18 protein-coding genes are annotated in these 15,786 nt (G+C 71.2%); 17 read left to right on the top strand and 1 reads right to left on the bottom strand.

Features of this window, described 5'->3' with window-relative positions; all coding sequences use genetic code 11:
- The first annotated feature begins 49 nt into the window (after positions 1-49).
- The 14 genes from rimM to ACZ4VA_RS34960 all read left to right on the top strand — a co-directional run bounded on the left by rimM (position 50) and on the right by ACZ4VA_RS34960 (position 11,548).
- Positions 50-661: a ribosome maturation factor RimM gene (gene rimM / locus ACZ4VA_RS35025; protein ID WP_355791158.1), complete on the top strand. Its 612-nt coding sequence runs from the start codon at positions 50-52 to the stop codon at positions 659-661.
- Entirely contained in the window at positions 661-1,494 is an 834-nt protein-coding gene (trmD, locus tag ACZ4VA_RS35020; protein WP_355791161.1) for a tRNA (guanosine(37)-N1)-methyltransferase TrmD, read from the top strand. The genes rimM and trmD overlap by 1 nt, the downstream gene beginning before the upstream one ends.
- Positions 1,495-1,626: 132 nt before the next feature.
- On the top strand, positions 1,627-1,977 hold the full coding sequence (gene rplS / locus ACZ4VA_RS35015) for a 50S ribosomal protein L19 (protein ID WP_007384968.1): 351 nt from the start codon (positions 1,627-1,629) through the stop codon (positions 1,975-1,977).
- Between the two features lie 45 nt (positions 1,978-2,022).
- Positions 2,023-2,739, top strand: coding sequence for a signal peptidase I (lepB, locus tag ACZ4VA_RS35010; RefSeq protein ID WP_355791164.1), 717 nt, complete (start codon positions 2,023-2,025; stop codon positions 2,737-2,739).
- A complete protein-coding gene (lepB, locus tag ACZ4VA_RS35005) occupies positions 2,732-3,808 on the top strand; it encodes a signal peptidase I (protein ID WP_356171968.1) in 1,077 nt (358 codons plus the stop codon). The genes lepB (ACZ4VA_RS35010) and lepB (ACZ4VA_RS35005) overlap by 8 nt, the downstream gene beginning before the upstream one ends.
- Positions 3,696-4,652 (top strand): signal peptidase I, encoded by a 957-nt coding sequence (gene lepB / locus ACZ4VA_RS35000; RefSeq protein WP_468083985.1) that lies wholly within the window; start codon positions 3,696-3,698, stop codon positions 4,650-4,652. The genes lepB (ACZ4VA_RS35005) and lepB (ACZ4VA_RS35000) overlap by 113 nt, the downstream gene beginning before the upstream one ends.
- A gap of 78 nt (positions 4,653-4,730) precedes the next feature.
- The gene (lepB, locus tag ACZ4VA_RS34995; protein WP_356243148.1) at positions 4,731-5,474 is read left to right on the top strand and encodes a signal peptidase I; all 744 of its coding nucleotides are present in this window, start codon (positions 4,731-4,733) and stop codon (positions 5,472-5,474) included.
- On the top strand, positions 5,464-5,994 hold the full coding sequence (locus ACZ4VA_RS34990) for an NUDIX hydrolase (RefSeq protein WP_356171971.1): 531 nt from the start codon (positions 5,464-5,466) through the stop codon (positions 5,992-5,994). Before lepB (ACZ4VA_RS34995) ends, ACZ4VA_RS34990 begins: the two co-directional genes overlap by 11 nt.
- 55 nt (positions 5,995-6,049) lie before the next feature.
- A complete protein-coding gene (locus ACZ4VA_RS34985) occupies positions 6,050-6,358 on the top strand; it encodes a DUF2469 domain-containing protein (RefSeq protein ID WP_003965949.1) in 309 nt (102 codons plus the stop codon).
- A gap of 139 nt (positions 6,359-6,497) precedes the next feature.
- Positions 6,498-6,869 carry a YraN family protein gene (locus ACZ4VA_RS34980; protein ID WP_388906740.1) on the top strand — a complete coding sequence of 124 codons (372 nt, stop codon included), beginning with the start codon at positions 6,498-6,500 and terminating at the stop codon, positions 6,867-6,869.
- Positions 6,869-8,494: a YifB family Mg chelatase-like AAA ATPase gene (locus ACZ4VA_RS34975; protein ID WP_389391744.1), complete on the top strand. Its 1,626-nt coding sequence runs from the start codon at positions 6,869-6,871 to the stop codon at positions 8,492-8,494. Before ACZ4VA_RS34980 ends, ACZ4VA_RS34975 begins: the two co-directional genes overlap by 1 nt.
- Positions 8,491-9,636: a DNA-processing protein DprA gene (gene dprA, locus ACZ4VA_RS34970; RefSeq protein WP_356243138.1), complete on the top strand. Its 1,146-nt coding sequence runs from the start codon at positions 8,491-8,493 to the stop codon at positions 9,634-9,636. Before ACZ4VA_RS34975 ends, dprA begins: the two co-directional genes overlap by 4 nt.
- Before the next feature lie 271 nt (positions 9,637-9,907).
- Entirely contained in the window at positions 9,908-10,744 is an 837-nt protein-coding gene (gene whiG / locus ACZ4VA_RS34965) for an RNA polymerase sigma factor WhiG (protein WP_355792683.1), read from the top strand.
- A 246-nt stretch (positions 10,745-10,990) separates the two neighbouring features.
- The gene (locus tag ACZ4VA_RS34960; protein WP_355792680.1) at positions 10,991-11,548 is read left to right on the top strand and encodes a TetR/AcrR family transcriptional regulator; all 558 of its coding nucleotides are present in this window, start codon (positions 10,991-10,993) and stop codon (positions 11,546-11,548) included.
- A 190-nt stretch (positions 11,549-11,738) separates the two neighbouring features.
- Here ACZ4VA_RS34960 and ACZ4VA_RS34955 read toward each other — a convergent pair whose 3' ends face one another.
- A complete protein-coding gene (locus ACZ4VA_RS34955; RefSeq protein WP_388906732.1) occupies positions 11,739-12,548 on the bottom strand; it encodes a murein hydrolase activator EnvC family protein in 810 nt (269 codons plus the stop codon).
- Between the two features lie 280 nt (positions 12,549-12,828).
- Here ACZ4VA_RS34955 and rpsB point away from each other — a divergent pair, with 280 nt between their 5' ends.
- The 3 genes from rpsB to pyrH all read left to right on the top strand — a co-directional run bounded on the left by rpsB (position 12,829) and on the right by pyrH (position 15,651).
- The gene (gene rpsB / locus ACZ4VA_RS34950) at positions 12,829-13,761 is read left to right on the top strand and encodes a 30S ribosomal protein S2 (protein WP_355779961.1); all 933 of its coding nucleotides are present in this window, start codon (positions 12,829-12,831) and stop codon (positions 13,759-13,761) included.
- A gap of 96 nt (positions 13,762-13,857) precedes the next feature.
- Positions 13,858-14,694 (top strand): translation elongation factor Ts, encoded by an 837-nt coding sequence (gene tsf, locus ACZ4VA_RS34945; protein ID WP_355779964.1) that lies wholly within the window; start codon positions 13,858-13,860, stop codon positions 14,692-14,694.
- Between the two features lie 186 nt (positions 14,695-14,880).
- Entirely contained in the window at positions 14,881-15,651 is a 771-nt protein-coding gene (gene pyrH, locus ACZ4VA_RS34940; RefSeq protein ID WP_355779967.1) for a UMP kinase, read from the top strand.
- Positions 15,652-15,786: the final 135 nt, after the last annotated feature.

Here is a 15,786-nt window from a genome sequence, read left to right as displayed (position 1 = left end):
CACAGACACGCACCACAGGCCGCAGGCACACGACAGGAGATCGAAAGAAGTGCAGCTGGTAGTCGCTCGCGTCGGCCGTGCCCACGGCATCAAGGGCGAGGTCACCGTCGAGGTACGCACCGACGAGCCGGAGCTCAGGCTGGCGCCCGGCGCCGTCCTCGCCACGGACCCCGCCTCCACCGGTCCGCTGACCATCGAGACGGGCCGTGTGCACAGCGGCCGTCTGCTGCTGCGCTTCGAGGGCGTACGCGACCGGAACGCCGCCGAGGCGCTGCGCAACACCCTCCTCATCGCCGAGGTCGACCCGGACGAGAAGCCCGAGGACCCGGACGAGTACTACGACCACCAGCTCATGGACCTGGACGTCTTCACCGCGGACGGCACCGAGGTCGGACGGATCACCGAGATCTCGCACCTGCCCTCCCAGGACCTGTTCGTCGTGGAGCGGCCCGACGGCACCGAGGTGCTGATCCCGTTCGTCGAGGAGATCGTCACCGAGATCGACCTCGCCGAACAGCGGGCCGTCATCGACCCGCCGCCGGGACTCATCGACGACCGCGCCGAGATCGCCTCGGCCAGGGACGCCTCCGAGGACGGCGACGCCCCTGAGCCGGAGAGCGCGTCCGGCGAAGAGGACGGCACCACCGGGAAAGACGCCTGATGCGGCTCGACGTCGTCACGATCTTCCCCGAGTACCTGGAACCCCTGAACGTCTCCCTCGTCGGCAAGGCACGCGCGCGGGGACAGCTCAACGTGCACGTGCACGACCTGCGGGAGTGGACGTACGACCGGCACAACACCGTCGACGACACCCCGTACGGCGGCGGCCCCGGCATGGTCATGAAGACCGGACCCTGGGGCGACGCCCTGGACTCCGTCCTCGCCGACGGCTACGAGACGGGCTCCCACGGACCCGTCCTCGTCGTGCCCACCCCCAGCGGGCGCCCCTTCACCCAGGAACTCGCCGTCGAGCTCTCCGAGCGGCCCTGGCTGGTCTTCACGCCCGCCCGCTACGAGGGCATCGACCGCCGCGTCATCGACGAGTACGCGACCCGCATGCCCGTCTACGAGGTCTCCATCGGCGACTACGTGCTCGCCGGCGGCGAGGCGGCCGTCCTCGTCGTCACGGAGGCCGTCGCCCGGCTGCTGCCCGGCGTCCTCGGCAACGCGGAGTCCCACCGGGACGACTCCTTCGCGCCCGGGGCGATGGCCAACCTCCTGGAGGGGCCCGTCTACACCAAGCCGCCCGAGTGGCGCGGCCGGGACATCCCCGACGTGCTCGTCAGCGGTCACCACGGCCGCATCGCGCGCTGGCGGCGCGACGAGGCACTGCGCCGGACGACCGCGAACCGGCCTGACCTGATCGAGCGCTGCGCCCCCTCGGCCTTCGACAAGAAGGACCGGGAGATGCTCTCCATCCTGGGCTGGTCACCGGACCCGGACGGGGAGCCGCAGGGCCGATTTTGGCGCAGGCGCCCGGCCGTGGAAGAATAGGCCGCTGCTGTACGTCGTCCGGCGCGCGCCCCTGCCACAGGGGGACACGACGCCCGCCCCGACGCGGCGGCCCACCTTCTGGAAATCAACGTCCGTTGATGACCTGTGGCATCAACGAAGAAAGCAGACGAAATGTCTCACCTGCTCGACACCGTCGACAGCGCCTCGCTGCGCACCGACATCCCGGCCTTCCGCCCGGGTGACACCGTCAACGTCCACGTCCGCGTCATCGAGGGCAACCGCTCCCGTGTGCAGCAGTTCAAGGGCGTAGTCATCCGCCGCCAGGGCGCCGGTGTCCGCGAGACCTTCACGGTCCGCAAGGTCTCCTTCTCCGTCGGCGTCGAGCGCACCTTCCCGGTGCACACCCCGATCGTCGAGAAGATCGAGCTCGTCACCCGCGGTGACGTGCGTCGCGCCAAGCTCTACTACCTCCGTGAGCTGCGCGGCAAGGCCGCGAAGATCAAGGAGAAGCGCGACAACTGAGCTCGCGCACGGGGTCACGGAGCGGCCGGATAGCATCTGGCCTCGATGGACACCGAAGCACAGCCTGTGGAGCGCGACCGCTCCTCCCGCCCTTGTGATTCCGAGGAGATCTCGGACACGGAGGGCCGGGAGGGGCGGTCGCGTTCTGCGTTGCCGGACCGGATCGCGGGACGGCTCCCGGGCGGCCGCATCACCCTCACCCTGCTCGTCTGCCTGCTGTTCCTGCTGCTCCTCGCCACCTTCGTGATGCAGCCGTTCCAGATTCCGAGCGGTTCCATGGAGCGGGGATTGAGGATCGGGGACCGCGTTCTCGTAAATAAGTTGGCGTACCGTTTCGGTGCCGAGCCGCGGCGGGGCGATGTCGTGGTGTTCGACGGCACCGGTTACTTCGGGGACGCCGACTACGTGAAGCGCGTCGTCGGGGTGGGCGGCGACCACGTGGTCTGCTGCGACAAGGAGGGGAGGGTCGAGGTGAACGGCCGGTCGGTCGACGAGTCGGCGTTCCTCTTTCCGGGGGACCGTCCGTCCGACGTGCCCTTCGACGTCATGGTGCCCGACGGGACCCTGTTCCTGCTCGGCGACCACCGCGGCGACTCCAGCGACTCCCGCGACCACCTGGGCTCGCCGGGCGGCGGCATGATCCCGGTCGGCGACGTCATCGGCCGGGCCGACTGGATCGCCTGGCCCGCCGGCCACTGGACCCGGCTGGAGCGCCCCGGCGCCTACGCGCGCGTGCCCGCCACGGACGGTGCCCATGGGTAACCGCGGGAAACCCCGCGGCGCCCCCGGCAGCGCCGCCGACAACCTGCTGCCCACCGGCTCCCGGCGGGCCGGCGGCGCCGCCCGCCCCGGCCGCGCCGAGCGACGCAGACTGGCCCGCAAGGTCAAGCGGCGCAGGCGCCGCTCCGCCATCAAGGAGATCCCGCTCCTCGTGGGCGTGGCCGTCCTCATAGCGCTGGTCCTGAAGACGTTCCTGGTGCAGGCGTTCGTGATCCCGTCGGGTTCCATGGAGAACACGATCCAGATCGGCGACCGCGTCCTCGTCGACAAGCTCACGCCCTGGTTCGGCTCCAAGCCCCAGCGCGGTGACGTCGTCGTCTTCAAGGACCCGGGCAACTGGCTGGAAGGCGAGCAGACCGCCAAGAAGGACGACCCGATCGTCGTCAAGCAGGTCAAGGAAGGGCTCACCTTCATCGGGCTGCTGCCCTCCGACAACGACAAGGACCTGATCAAGCGGGTCGTCGCGGTCGGGGGTGACACCGTCAAGTGCTGCGACAAGCAGGGCCGGGTGACCGTCAACGGGATGCCGCTCGACGAGCCGTACATCCACCCCGACAACAAGCCCTCCTCGTTCGCGTTCTCGGTCACCGTGCCGAAGGGCCGCCTCTGGGTGATGGGCGACCACCGGGCCAACTCGGCCGACTCCCGCTACCACCGCACCGAGAAATACGGCGGCACCGTCTCCGAGAAGTCGGTCGTCGGCCGGGCCATGGTCATCGCCTGGCCCGTCGGCCACTGGACCCGCCTGAAGGAACCGGACACGTATGCCTCCGTGCCGACTGGGTCGACCACCGCTCTCGGCCCTTCGCATAGGGTGGCTCCCGCGGATCGATACGGATTGATCCCGCTCCCGAGCCCTGCGGAACTCCCGCTCGTTATGGGAGTGGTGGGCCTGCGCCGGATGCGACGCGGGCGGCGGCACGGACTGAGGAGTGGATGTGGGGGACTTGGCGGTCGGCGCACGATCCGGACACGAGGGCCCGGAGGAGCGACCGGAGCGGCCCGGCGATGCGGCTTCCCCGGCAGACGACGTCGCAGGCTCCGGGAGTGAGTCCGCGGACGACAGCGGCACGCGCGCGCAGGACGGCGGGAGCGACGGGCAGGACCGGCCCAGGAAGCAGCGCTCCTTCTGGAAGGAGCTCCCCCTCCTCATCGGCATCGCCCTGGTTTTGGCGCTGCTGATCAAGACCTTCCTGGTGCAGGCGTTCTCGATCCCCTCGGACTCGATGCAGAACACCCTCCAGCAGGGCGACCGGGTCCTGGTCGACAAGCTGACCCCCTGGTTCGGCTCCGAGCCGGAGCGCGGCGAGGTCGTCGTCTTCCACGACCCCGACAACTGGCTGGCGGGCGAGCCGACGCCGAACCCGAACGTCGTGCAGAAGGCCCTCAGCTGGATCGGCCTGATGCCCTCGGCCGAGGAGAAGGACCTGATCAAGCGGGTCATCGGGGTCGCCGGCGACACCGTCGAGTGCAAGGGCAGCGGCCCGCTCAAGGTGAACGGCAAGGCGCTGAACGAGGAGGCGTACGTCTTCGCCGGGAACACCCCGTGCAGCGTCGACGACCAGGGCGGCCAGTTCAAGGTGAAGGTGCCCAAGGGCAAAATCTGGGTCATGGGCGACCACCGCCAGAACTCGCTGGACTCCCGCTACCACCAGCAGGACGAGAACAAGGGCTTCGTGCCGGTGGGCAACGTGGTCGGCCGCGCCATCGTGATCGCCTGGCCCCCCACCCGCTGGGCCACCCTGCCGATTCCCGACACCTTCGACCAGAACCTGAGCGCCGCCGTGGCTCCCGGGGCGCTCGGCCTCGCGGGCGCCGCTCCGCTGGTGCTGTGGCGCCGCCGCCGTCTCACGGCCGCGGGCTCGAGGGTTTCTGGGCGGCGTACCGCCGGGTAGGGTGCCGTCCCAGATCGCCGATCTTCCGCGGCCCGCACCGGGCCGCGAGATCGATTCTCCGAGTTGGGGAGCACTGGGATGAGCAGGACGACAGGTCGTACGGACGAGGGCCACGGACGGCTCGGCAGCACGCTGTCGGGACTGGCCGTGGCCCTCGGCTGTGTGCTCTTCCTCGGGGGATTCGTCTGGGGCGCGATCGTCTACCAGCCGTACACCGTGCCGACGGAGTCCATGACGCCGACCATCGCGGCCGGTGACCGCGTCCTGGCCGAGCGGATCGACGGCGGTGACATCCGGCGCGGTGACGTGGTCGTCTTCAAGCAGAAGACCTGGGGCGACATGCCCATGGTCAAGCGGGTCGTGGCGGTCGGCGGGGACACGGTCGCCTGCTGCACCGACGACCGGCTGACGGTCAACGGCAAGCGGATCGAGGAACCGTATCTGCCCAAGGGCCAGGCCGCCGAGTCGAAGAAGATACCGGCGATCGAGGTCCCGAAGGGGCGGCTGTTCCTGCTCGGTGACGAGCGCAGCGGCTCCCTGGACTCGACGGCCCATCTCACCGAGGCCTTCAACGGCACGGTGCCGCGCAGCGCGGTGAAGGGGCGGGTGGACGCCGTGGTCTGGCCGATGAACGGCATGCTGGAGCGGCCCAGCGGCTTCGAGGCCCTCGGCACGATCTCCTCGCCCGGCCCGCTGCGGTTGGTGCTCGCCGCAGTGGTGGCCGGTGCGGTGCTCGTCCTCGGAGGCGCCGCCTACGGCCCCGTCGCCAAGCGCGCCGGCCGGCGGGGCCGGGCCCGGACGGAGCTCGCCGGTGCCCGCTGAGCCGTCGCACGGCGGACCGGCGCAGGACGCGTACGAGGGCGGGCTGCGCAAGGTCGCCCGGGTGGTGCTGCTGGACCCGCGGGACCGCATCCTGCTGCTGCACGGGCACGAACCCGAGGACCCGGCCGACGACTGGTGGTTCACGCCCGGCGGCGGCCTGGAGGGCGCGGAGACGCGCGAGGAGGCCGCTCTGCGGGAACTCGCCGAGGAGACCGGCATCACCGAGGTCGAACTGGGTCCGGTGCTGTGGCGGCGGAGGTGCTCCTTTCCGTTCGCCGGACGCCGCTGGGACCAGGACGAGTGGTACTTCCTGGCCCGTACGGCCCAGACGGCGACCGTCGCCGCGGGGCTGACGGAACTGGAACGGCGCAGTGTCGCCGGAGCGCGCTGGTGGACGTGCCGGGAACTGACCGAGGCACATGAGACGGTGTATCCGACCAGACTCGCCGGGCTGCTGCGCAGGCTGCTCGACGAAGGCCCCCCGGCCAGACCCGAGGTCCTCGACACCGAAATCGTCTAGGGGCTCGCGGGGCTGGCGCACAATGGGGGGACGCACGGCTGAAGGGGAACATGCCATGAGCGCCGAGGACCTCGAAAAGTACGAGACCGAGATGGAGCTGAAGCTCTACCGGGAGTACCGCGATGTCGTCGGTCTGTTCAAATACGTGATCGAGACCGAACGGCGCTTCTACCTCACCAACGACTACGAGATGCAGGTGCACTCGGTCCAGGGTGAGGTCTTTTTTGAGGTGTCCATGGCGGACGCCTGGGTGTGGGACATGTACCGGCCTGCTCGGTTCGTGAAGCAGGTGCGGGTCCTCACCTTCAAGGACGTGAACATCGAGGAGCTGAACAAGAGCGACCTGGAGCTGCCCGGCGGCTGAACGCGGGGCTGAGCTCCCGGCGGGGCCGGTGGGGGTCGCTCGTGTGGGTGACGCAGTTGTCCACAATCGAGCGGCCGTCCACCAAGATCCAACAGGGGACCGCCGCGGCCGCAGTGTGGGTGCCGGAGGTGGTGCCCACATGAACACGCATACGGCACGCGGCGCACTCGGCAGGTACGGCGAGGACCTCGCCGCACGACGGCTGACCGAGACCGGAATGACCGTCCTGGCGCGCAACTGGCGCGCCGGCCGGACCGGTGAGATCGACATCGTGGCCCGCGACGGCGACGCGCTCGTCGTCTGCGAGGTCAAGACCCGCAGGGCGGGTGCCTTCGAGCACCCGATGGCGGCCGTGACGCCGGTGAAGGCGGGACGGCTGCGCAGCCTGGCCGAGTGCTGGGTCCAGGAGCACGGCGGAGCACCGCCCGGCGGGGTCCGCATCGACCTCGTCGGCGTCGTCCTGCCCGACCGCGGCGCCCCCGTCGTGGAGCACGTGCGGGGGGTGGCCTGATGGGATTCGCGCGTACGTGTGCGGTGGCCCTGGTCGGCGTGGAGGGCGTCGTCGTCGAGGTGCAGGCCGATCTGGAACCGGGCGTCGCGGCCTTCACCCTGGTCGGCCTGCCCGACAAGAGCCTCACCGAGAGCCGGGACCGGGTGCGGGCCGCCGTGGTGAACTCCGGCAGCGCCTGGCCGCAGAAGAAGCTCACGGTCGGCCTGAGTCCCGCGTCCGTCCCCAAGGGCGGTTCGGGCTTCGACCTGGCCGTCGCCTGCGCGGTGCTGGGAGCCGCCGAGCGGATCGACCCCCGGGTGCTCGCGGACATCGTGATGGTCGGTGAGCTGGGACTCGACGGACGGGTGCGCCCGGTCCGCGGCGTGCTGCCCGCGGTCCTCGCCGCCGCCGACGCGGGCTACGAGCAAGTGGTCGTCCCGGAGTGCGCCGCGGCCGAGGCCTCCCTCGTCCCCGGGATCTCCGTGCTCGGCGTCCGCAGCCTGCGCCAGCTCATCGCCGTCCTCACCGACGAGCCGGTGCCCGACGAGACCCCGGACGAGCTGGGCAGGCCGGACCCTCTGCTGGCCGGCCTGCGCGTACCCGGCACGGGCGAGGCCACCGGGCTGTGCGGCATCGCCGTGCCCGAGCACGACCAGGGCCACGACCTGGCCGACGTGGTCGGCCAGCTGTCGGCGCGCACGGCGATGGAGGTCGCCGCCGCGGGCGGCCACCACGTCTACCTGCAAGGACCCCCGGGCGCGGGGAAGACGATGCTGGCCGAGCGGATGCCCGCCATCCTGCCCCGCCTGAGCCGGCAGGAGTCCCTGGAGGTGACGGCGATCCACTCCGTGGCGGGTCTCCTCCCGCCGGGCCGGCCGCTCGTGGACGTCCCGCCCTACTGCGCGCCCCACCACTCCGCGACCATGCAGTCGCTCGTCGGCGGCGGAAAGGGGCTGGCGCGGCCCGGAGCGGTCTCGCTGTCGCATCGCGGGGTGCTCTTCCTGGACGAGGCGCCGGAGTTCAGCGGCTTCGTCCTCGACGCGCTGCGCCAGCCCCTGGAGGCGGGGCACGTGGTGATCGCCCGGAGCGCGGGCGTGGTGCGCTTCCCGGCGAAGTTCCTCATGGTCCTCGCGGCCAATCCCTGCCCCTGCGGGCGCTTCAGCGTGAGCGGCGATCACTGCGAGTGCCCGCCCTCGGCCATCCGCCGCTACCAGTCCCGGCTCTCCGGGCCACTCCTCGACCGGGTCGACCTGCGCGTGGAGGTCGAGGCGGTCACCCGTTCCGAACTGACCGCGCTCGGCGCGCGCGGCGAGACGACGCGCACCGTCGCCGACCGGGTGCGCGCGGCGCGTGAGCGGTGTGTGGCCCGCCTCACCGGGACCCCGTGGCACACCAACAGCGAGGTGCCGGGACGGGAGCTGCGCGGTCGCTGGCAGGCCGTACCGGGAGCCATGGACGAGGCCGAGCGGGGACTGGAGCGCGGGATGCTGACCGCCCGCGGCCTGGACCGGGTGCTCCGCGTGGCCTGGACCGTCGCCGACCTGTCGGGCCACGACCGGCCGGACGCCGACGACGTCGCCCTGGCCCTGCAACTGCGCACCGGCGTCCCCCGGGGCGTGCCGATGATGATCGGCGCCCGGTCGTGACGGACGAGGAGCGGCTCGCCCGGGTCACCCTCTCCCGGGTCCTGGAACCGGGCGACGAGACGGGCGGGCGCTGGGTGCGGGAGTACGGCGCCGTGGCGGTGGCCCGCCGCCTGGTGGACGGTGGGGACCCGCTGCCGGGAGTCACGTACACGCGGTGGGAGGGGCTGCGGGGCCGAGCCGCCCTCGTGCGCCCGGAGCGGGATCTGGAGCGCGCCGGGGAGGCCGGAGTGCGCTACGTGTGCCCCGGTGACGGCGAGTGGCCCGCACAGCTCGACGACCTCGGGGACGGCCGACCCACCGGACTGTGGGTGCGGGGCCGACCCAGCCTGCGGATGTGGGCGCTGCGGTCCGTCGCGGTCGTGGGCGCCCGGGCCTGTACCGAGTACGGGGCGCACATGGCGGCGACCCTGGGCGCGGAGCTCGCCGAGCGCGGCTGGGTGGTCGTCTCGGGCGGCGCGTACGGGGTGGACGGCGCCGCGCACCGGGGCGCGCTGGGGGCGGGCGGTGCCACCGTCGCCGTGCTGGCCTGCGGCGTGGACCGCCCCTACCCGCGCGGCCACACCCAGTTGATCACCAGGATCGCCGAACAGGGCCTGGTCGTCGGGGAGTTGCCGCCCGGCGATCACCCGACGCCCAGCAGATTCATCCAGCGGAACAGGATCATCGCCGCACTCACCCGGGGCACGGTCGTCGTGGAGGCCGCGTACCGCAGCGGCGCCCTGGTCACGGCCCGGGCCGCGCTCAGGCTCGGCCGGTTCGCGATGGGGGTCCCGGGGCCCGCCACCAGCGGCCTGTCGGCGGGCGTCCACGAACTCCTGCGCGGAGAGGCGGTCCTGGTCAGTGACGCCGGGGAAGTGGTCGAGCTGGTCGGGGACATGGGCGAGCTGGCCCCGGAGCGGCGGGGGCCCGTGCTGCCGCGCGACCTGCTGGACCCGGCGGCCCGGCTTGTGCTGTCCGCGCTGCCCGGCCGGGGCACCGCCACCGCGGACGTGATCGCGCGCGGCGCGGGCACGACGGGGGACGACGCGATCGGGAGACTGTACGAACTCCGAGCACTTGGTTTCGTCGAACGACACGGCGACGGCTGGAAGTTGACACGCCAGGCGATGATCTCCGTTCACGAAGGTCACGGTCGGTGTTGACCGGGTGCGTTCGGCCGTCCGGGCGATCCCCGACAGCCTTGGCAATTCCCATAGTTGACGTCTCCAGGTGATCACACAGTGCGACGGACGAGCCCCGGAGCGGGCCCGGGCGACCCGCGTTCGCGTGCGGGTGATCCCCGGTCCTTCGCTCACTGCGACACCTCAGTCACGCTACGCTCACAAGGATCCCGACGCAGACACTGCAACTCGACATCAGACCGACGCTCACCCAGGCACACCCAGTTCACGGCAGAACGGCACAAGGCGACGAATGCCCCAGCACACCTCCGGGTCTGACCGGACGGCGGTTCCCCCCGCCGCCCGCGGCAGCGTGCGCCCGCCCGCACCCTCGACGGTCGAGGAGCTGTGGCGGTCGTACAAGGCGACGGGGGACGAGCGCCTGCGGGAGCAGCTGATCCTGCACTACTCGCCCCTGGTGAAGTACGTGGCGGGGCGGGTCAGCGTCGGGCTGCCGGCCAACGTGGAGCAGGCGGACTTCGTCTCGTCCGGGGTGTTCGGGCTGATCGACGCCATCGAGAAGTTCGACATCGAGCGGGAGATCAAGTTCGAGACGTACGCGATCACGCGGATCCGCGGAGCGATGATCGACGAGCTGCGTGCGCTCGACTGGATCCCCCGTTCGGTGCGGCAGAAGGCGCGCAGCGTGGAGCGGGCGTACGCGACGCTGGAGGCCCGGCTCAGACGTACGCCGTCCGAGGGCGAGGTCGCCTCGGAGATGGGTGTCGGGGTCGACGAACTGCACGCCGTGTTCAGCCAGTTGTCGCTGGCGAACGTGGTCGCCCTGGAGGAGCTGCTGCATGTCGGGGGCGAGGGCGGCGGCCGCCTCAGCCTCATGGACACCCTGGAGGACACGGCCGCCGACAATCCCGTGGAGGTCGCCGAGGACCGGGAGCTGCGGCGGTTTCTGGCCAGGGCGATCAACACGCTGCCCGACCGGGAGAAGACCGTGGTCACCCTCTACTACTACGAGGGCCTCACGCTCGCCGAGATCGGCAACGTCCTCGGGGTGACCGAGAGCCGGGTGAGCCAGATCCACACCAAGTCCGTGCTCCAGCTGCGCGCGAAACTGGCGAGCTTCGGCCGCTGACACGACGCTGACACGGGGGCGCGGGGACGGGCCGGCGTCGCGGCCACCGCTGAGCTGAATCGTCCCTCCTCCCGGCCCGGTCCGGGGGCCGTGGGCACTGGAGGCCCCTCCTCGGCACCCCTACCGTGTCCGGCTCGGCGGAGGGCGTGCCGGAGGTCTGTGCTCGGCCGGGTGGGCGGAAGTGACTCCCGTCCTCGGCGGTCCGTCCGTAAAGTGGTTGACGTGCCAAGGATTCGAGCGGCCTCCGTGGCCGAGCACCGGTCGATGCAGCGAGCCGCCCTGCTGGACGCGGCGCGGTCCCTGCTGTCCGAGGGCGGGACGGAGGCGCTGAGCTTCCCCGCTCTCGCCGAGCGGACGGGACTGGCCCGGTCCTCCGTCTACGAGTACTTCCGGTCCCGTGCGGCCGTCGTCCAGGAACTCTGCGAGGTCGACTTCCCCGTCTGGGCGGCCGAGGTGGAGGCCGCGATGGCCGCGGCGGATGGGCCCGAGGGCAAGGTGGAGGCGTACGTCCGGAGGCAGCTGGCCCTCGTCGGCGACCGACGCCACCGGGCCGTGGTCGCCATCTCCGCGAGCGAGCTGGACGCGGGCGCCCGCGAGAAGATCCGCGCGGCGCACGGCGGGCTCGTCGCGATGATCGGGGAGGCGCTGCGGGCCATGGGGCACACGGAGCCGCGCCTCGCGGCCATGCTGCTTCAGGGGATCGTGGACGCCGCCGTACGGCGCATCGAGCTGGGGGCGGCCGAGGATCCCGACGCGATCACCGACGCGGCGGTCGCGATGGCGCTGCGGGGCGTTCGCGGCTGACGGGGTTTTCCGGGAGTTTCGGAGGCTCGTAGGGGTGCGTAATCCTCTGTGAGCTGGGGGTGGGCGGGGCGGCCCTGGCCGTTCGTTCGTGAGGTGGCTGGACGGCGGGCAGCGGACGGCGGGCGGAGATGCTGTCGGTGCCTGTCGGTAGCTGGGCCGCCGGTTGCCTCTCCGGTCACCCTGGCGGCGGTCATGGGACCGGGAGCAGGCGGGGTGGGCCTGCGCGCAAGAGCCAGGGTGGCAGCAGCGAGAGCGGATTCACGTAGGTGCCGCCGCGCAGGAGGCCCCAGTGCAGGCATGTCGTGGCGCAGTGCGAGTCCGTCGCCGGGCCCAGGGTGCCGAGCACTGCTCCCGCTGCCACCTCGTCGCCCTTCTTCACCGAGGGCTCGACCGGGCCGTACGTCGTGCGCAGGGGAGGGTCGCCCGTCCCCGAGAGCTCGACCGAGACGACTCCGCGTCCCGCGACCCGGCCCGCGAAGGAGACCCGGCCGGGGGCGACCGCCCGTACGGCATCGCCCGGTGCCGCGGCCAGGTCCACGCCCCGGTGGCCGCGGCCGTACGCCGTGACCGGGGGTTCCCAGCCGCGTAGAACCGAGGGGCGCGGACCGGGACGCCCGCCCACCGGCCAGGCGCGGCCCACCGCCGGCACCGAGACGTCGATCCCGGGCGCCCCGGGCATTCCGTGCGGCCCCGGCGGGCCGGCCGCGCCCCCTTCCGGCGCGTACGTGTTCTCCGGCGTGTCCGTGCTCTCCGCCGTATCCGCGCTCTTCGCCCTGGCCGGGGTGGCGTCCGTCCCCGGCCGCCCGGCCCTCGCCGGCTTCCCCTCCGCACTGACCGTCGCCGGGTTTCCCGGTCGGCCCGGAGCTTCCTTCGGGCCCGGTGCGGAGAGGAAGGCCGCGCTCATGGCGTGGGTGACAGGCGGAGCCGGGGCTTCGGTGGGGAGAGTCGTCAGCACGGCCAGTAACACCAGCCACGTGAGGACGCGTTGTGTCGCTCGCATGCCGGAACCGTCCCGCACCTGGGCGGATCATGACCGGGATCTGTGGAGTACCCGCCGGTTGTGGACATCGGCGTCACCCGGCGCTCCGCGGGTCCCGTACACTTCTTGTGGCGATCCGGGTCACCGGGTCGACTTCGCACGCCCCGCATCCGGCCCACGTCGTTCGACGAAAGCCGGTGTCAGCGCCCCTCGGTCCTTTGTGGCAAGGCGCATCGCGGGCGTCAGGCGCGAGTGCCGTCCGGCACGCGCGGCACAACCGAGAACCTCAAGGAGAACGGCCATGGCCGTCGTCACGATGCGGGAGCTGCTGGAAAGCGGCGTCCACTTCGGTCACCAGACCCGTCGTTGGAACCCGAAGATGAAGCGCTTCATCTTCACGGAGCGCAACGGCATCTACATCATCGACCTGCTCCAGTCGCTGTCGTACATCGACCGCGCCTACGAGTTCGTCAAGGAGACCGTCGCCCACGGCGGCACGGTCATGTTCGTCGGCACGAAGAAGCAGGCGCAGGAGGCCATCGCCGAGCAGGCCACCCGCGTCGGCATGCCCTACGTCAACCAGCGCTGGCTGGGCGGCATGCTCACCAACTTCTCGACCGTCTACAAGCGTCTGCAGCGCCTCAAGGAGCTCGAGCAGATCGACTTCGAGGACGTCGCCGCGTCGGGTCTGACCAAGAAGGAGCTTCTCGTGCTCTCGCGCGAGAAGGCCAAGCTGGAGAAGACCCTCGGTGGTATCCGCGAGATGCAGAAGGTGCCCAGCGCCGTCTGGATCGTGGACACCAAGAAGGAGCACATCGCGGTCGGTGAGGCCCGGAAGCTCAACATCCCGGTCGTCGCCATCCTCGACACCAACTGCGACCCCGACGAGGTCGACTACAAGATCCCGGGCAACGACGACGCGATCCGCTCCGTCACCCTGCTCACCCGCGTGATCGCCGACGCCGTCGCCGAGGGCCTCATCGCCCGCTCCGGCGCCGGTAAGGCCGAGGGTGACAAGGCCGCGGGCGAGCCGCTCGCCGCGTGGGAGCGCGACCTGCTCGAGGGCGAGAAGAAGGCGGACTCCGAGGACGCTGCCGAGGCCCCGGCCGCCGAGGTCCAGACCTCCGCCGAGACCGAGAAGGTCGCCGACGCCGAAGAGGCCGAGGCCCCCGCCGCGGCCGAGGCCGCCGAGGCCACCACCGAGGCTCCGGCCGCGGACGCCGAGCAGGCCTGACCCTCACCCCTTTCGGGTTGTCGAACGGCGGGGGCCCACGAAGCCCCCGCCGTTCGGTCCGTAGATCTTCAGACTTCGAGAGAGATTCCAGGAATCATGGCGAACTACACCGCCGCCGACGTCAAGAAGCTCCGTGAGCTCACCGGCGCCGGCATGATGGACTGCAAGAAGGCGCTGGACGAGGCCGACGGCAACGTCGACAAGGCCGTCGAGGCGCTGCGCATCAAGGGCCAGAAGGGCGTCGCCAAGCGCGAGGGCCGTTCCGCCGAGAACGGCGCCGTGGTCTCCATCATCGCCGACGACAACACCTCCGGTGTGCTCGTCGAGCTGAAGTGCGAGACGGACTTCGTCGCCAAGGGTGAGAAGTTCCAGGCCGTCGCCAACCAGATCGCGCAGCACGCCGCCGCGACGTCCCCCGCCGACATCCAGGCGCTGCTCGCGTCCGAGATCGAGGCCGGCAAGACCGTCCAGGCGTTCGTCGACGAGGCCAACGCCAACCTGGGCGAGAAGATCGTCCTGGACCGCTTCGCCCAGTTCTCCGGCGCGTACGTCACCGCGTACATGCACCGCACCATGCCCGACCTGCCCCCGCAGATCGGTGTCCTGGTCGAGCTGGACAAGGCCGACGCCGACCTCGCCAAGGGCATCGCGCAGCACATCGCCGCCTTCGCGCCGAAGTACCTCTCCCGTGAGGACGTCCCGGCCGAGGTCGTCGAGTCCGAGCGCCGCGTCGCCGAGGAGACCACCCGCGCCGAGGGCAAGCCCGAGGCCGCTCTCCCGAAGATCGTCGAGGGTCGCGTCAACGGCTTCTTCAAGGAGGCCACCCTCCTCGGTCAGCCGTACGCGCTCGACAACAAGAAGTCCGTCCAGAAGGTCCTGGACGAGGCCGGTGTCACCCTGAAGCGCTTCACGCGCATCAAGGTCGGCATCTGAGTCCGTACCGCGATCGACGCGCGACCCCGCTAGGGTCGACAGCAGTCGTCCGCGTACGCCGGCACGCGTGCGTGCGTGACGGGCGACAGCAGATCTGACGAGGAGGCCATTGCCGCGTATGGGAGCCAACACCCCACCGGCAATGGCCTTCTTCGTATGTGCGACACGTAAAGAGGCGAGATCTTCATGACCACCACCCAGGCCGACAACGGCGAGAAGACCGACGACGGCAAAGGCACCGGACGCTTTCTGCTGAAGCTTTCCGGTGAGGCGTTCGCCGGTGGCGGCGGACTGGGCGTCGACCCCGACGTGGTGCACAAGATCGCCCGTGAGATCGCGGCCGTCGTGCGCGGCGGCGCGCAGATCGCGGTCGTCATCGGCGGCGGCAACTTCTTCCGCGGTGCGGAGCTCCAGCAGCGCGGCATGGACCGGGCCCGGTCCGACTACATGGGCATGCTCGGCACGGTCATGAACTGCCTGGCCCTCCAGGACTTCCTGGAGAAGGAGGGCATCGACAGCCGCGTGCAGACCGCCATCACCATGGGGCAGGTCGCCGAGCCCTACATCCCGCTGCGCGCCGTGCGCCACCTGGAGAAGGGCCGTGTGGTCATCTTCGGTGCGGGCATGGGCATGCCGTACTTCTCCACGGACACCACCGCCGCCCAGCGCGCCCTGGAGATCGACGCCGAGGCCCTGCTGATGGGCAAGAACGGCGTGGACGGGGTCTACGACTCCGACCCGAAGACCAACCCGGGGGCCGTCAAGTTCGACGCGCTCGGCTACGGCGAGGTCATCACCCGGGACCTCAAGGTCGCGGACATGACCGCGATCACGCTCTGCCGGGACAACAAGCTCCCCATCCTGGTCTTCGAGCTCCTGGCGGAGGGCAATATCGCGCGAGCGGTCAAGGGTGAGAAGATCGGCACACTCGTGGGTGACCAGGACAGCCGGGCCTGACCGGGGACGGACCCCGACGGGGTACGCACCCGGGCGGGGACGGACCCTGACCGGGGGATGGACAATGTCCTGCCGGTCGGGAACCGTGCAGGAACAAGACGCGACGCAGCCGGCCGCCGACCCCGACGAGGAACA

This window comes from Streptomyces sp. NPDC028308 (genome assembly GCF_055565855.1).
The sequence above is the reverse complement of the archived record's forward strand: the minus strand, read 5'-3'. Positions and strand labels throughout refer to the sequence as shown.

What these genes read in the sequence shown, in the direction of transcription:
- trmD (WP_355791161.1), top strand. Translation starts at nt 661, where the DNA reads ATGCGGCTCGACGTCGTCACGATCTTCCCCGAGTACCTGGAACCCCTG.
- rplS (WP_007384968.1), top strand. Translation starts at nt 1,627, where the DNA reads ATGTCTCACCTGCTCGACACCGTCGACAGCGCCTCGCTGCGCACCGAC.
- lepB (WP_355791164.1), top strand. Translation starts at nt 2,023, where the DNA reads ATGGACACCGAAGCACAGCCTGTGGAGCGCGACCGCTCCTCCCGCCCT.
- lepB (WP_356171968.1), top strand. Translation starts at nt 2,732, where the DNA reads ATGGGTAACCGCGGGAAACCCCGCGGCGCCCCCGGCAGCGCCGCCGAC.
- lepB (WP_356243148.1), top strand. Translation starts at nt 4,731, where the DNA reads ATGAGCAGGACGACAGGTCGTACGGACGAGGGCCACGGACGGCTCGGC.
- ACZ4VA_RS34985 (WP_003965949.1), top strand. Translation starts at nt 6,050, where the DNA reads ATGAGCGCCGAGGACCTCGAAAAGTACGAGACCGAGATGGAGCTGAAG.
- ACZ4VA_RS34980 (WP_388906740.1), top strand. Translation starts at nt 6,498, where the DNA reads ATGAACACGCATACGGCACGCGGCGCACTCGGCAGGTACGGCGAGGAC.
- ACZ4VA_RS34975 (WP_389391744.1), top strand. Translation starts at nt 6,869, where the DNA reads ATGGGATTCGCGCGTACGTGTGCGGTGGCCCTGGTCGGCGTGGAGGGC.
- whiG (WP_355792683.1), top strand. Translation starts at nt 9,908, where the DNA reads ATGCCCCAGCACACCTCCGGGTCTGACCGGACGGCGGTTCCCCCCGCC.
- ACZ4VA_RS34955 (WP_388906732.1), bottom strand. Translation starts at nt 12,548, where the DNA reads ATGCGAGCGACACAACGCGTCCTCACGTGGCTGGTGTTACTGGCCGTG.
- rpsB (WP_355779961.1), top strand. Translation starts at nt 12,829, where the DNA reads ATGGCCGTCGTCACGATGCGGGAGCTGCTGGAAAGCGGCGTCCACTTC.
- tsf (WP_355779964.1), top strand. Translation starts at nt 13,858, where the DNA reads ATGGCGAACTACACCGCCGCCGACGTCAAGAAGCTCCGTGAGCTCACC.
- pyrH (WP_355779967.1), top strand. Translation starts at nt 14,881, where the DNA reads ATGACCACCACCCAGGCCGACAACGGCGAGAAGACCGACGACGGCAAA.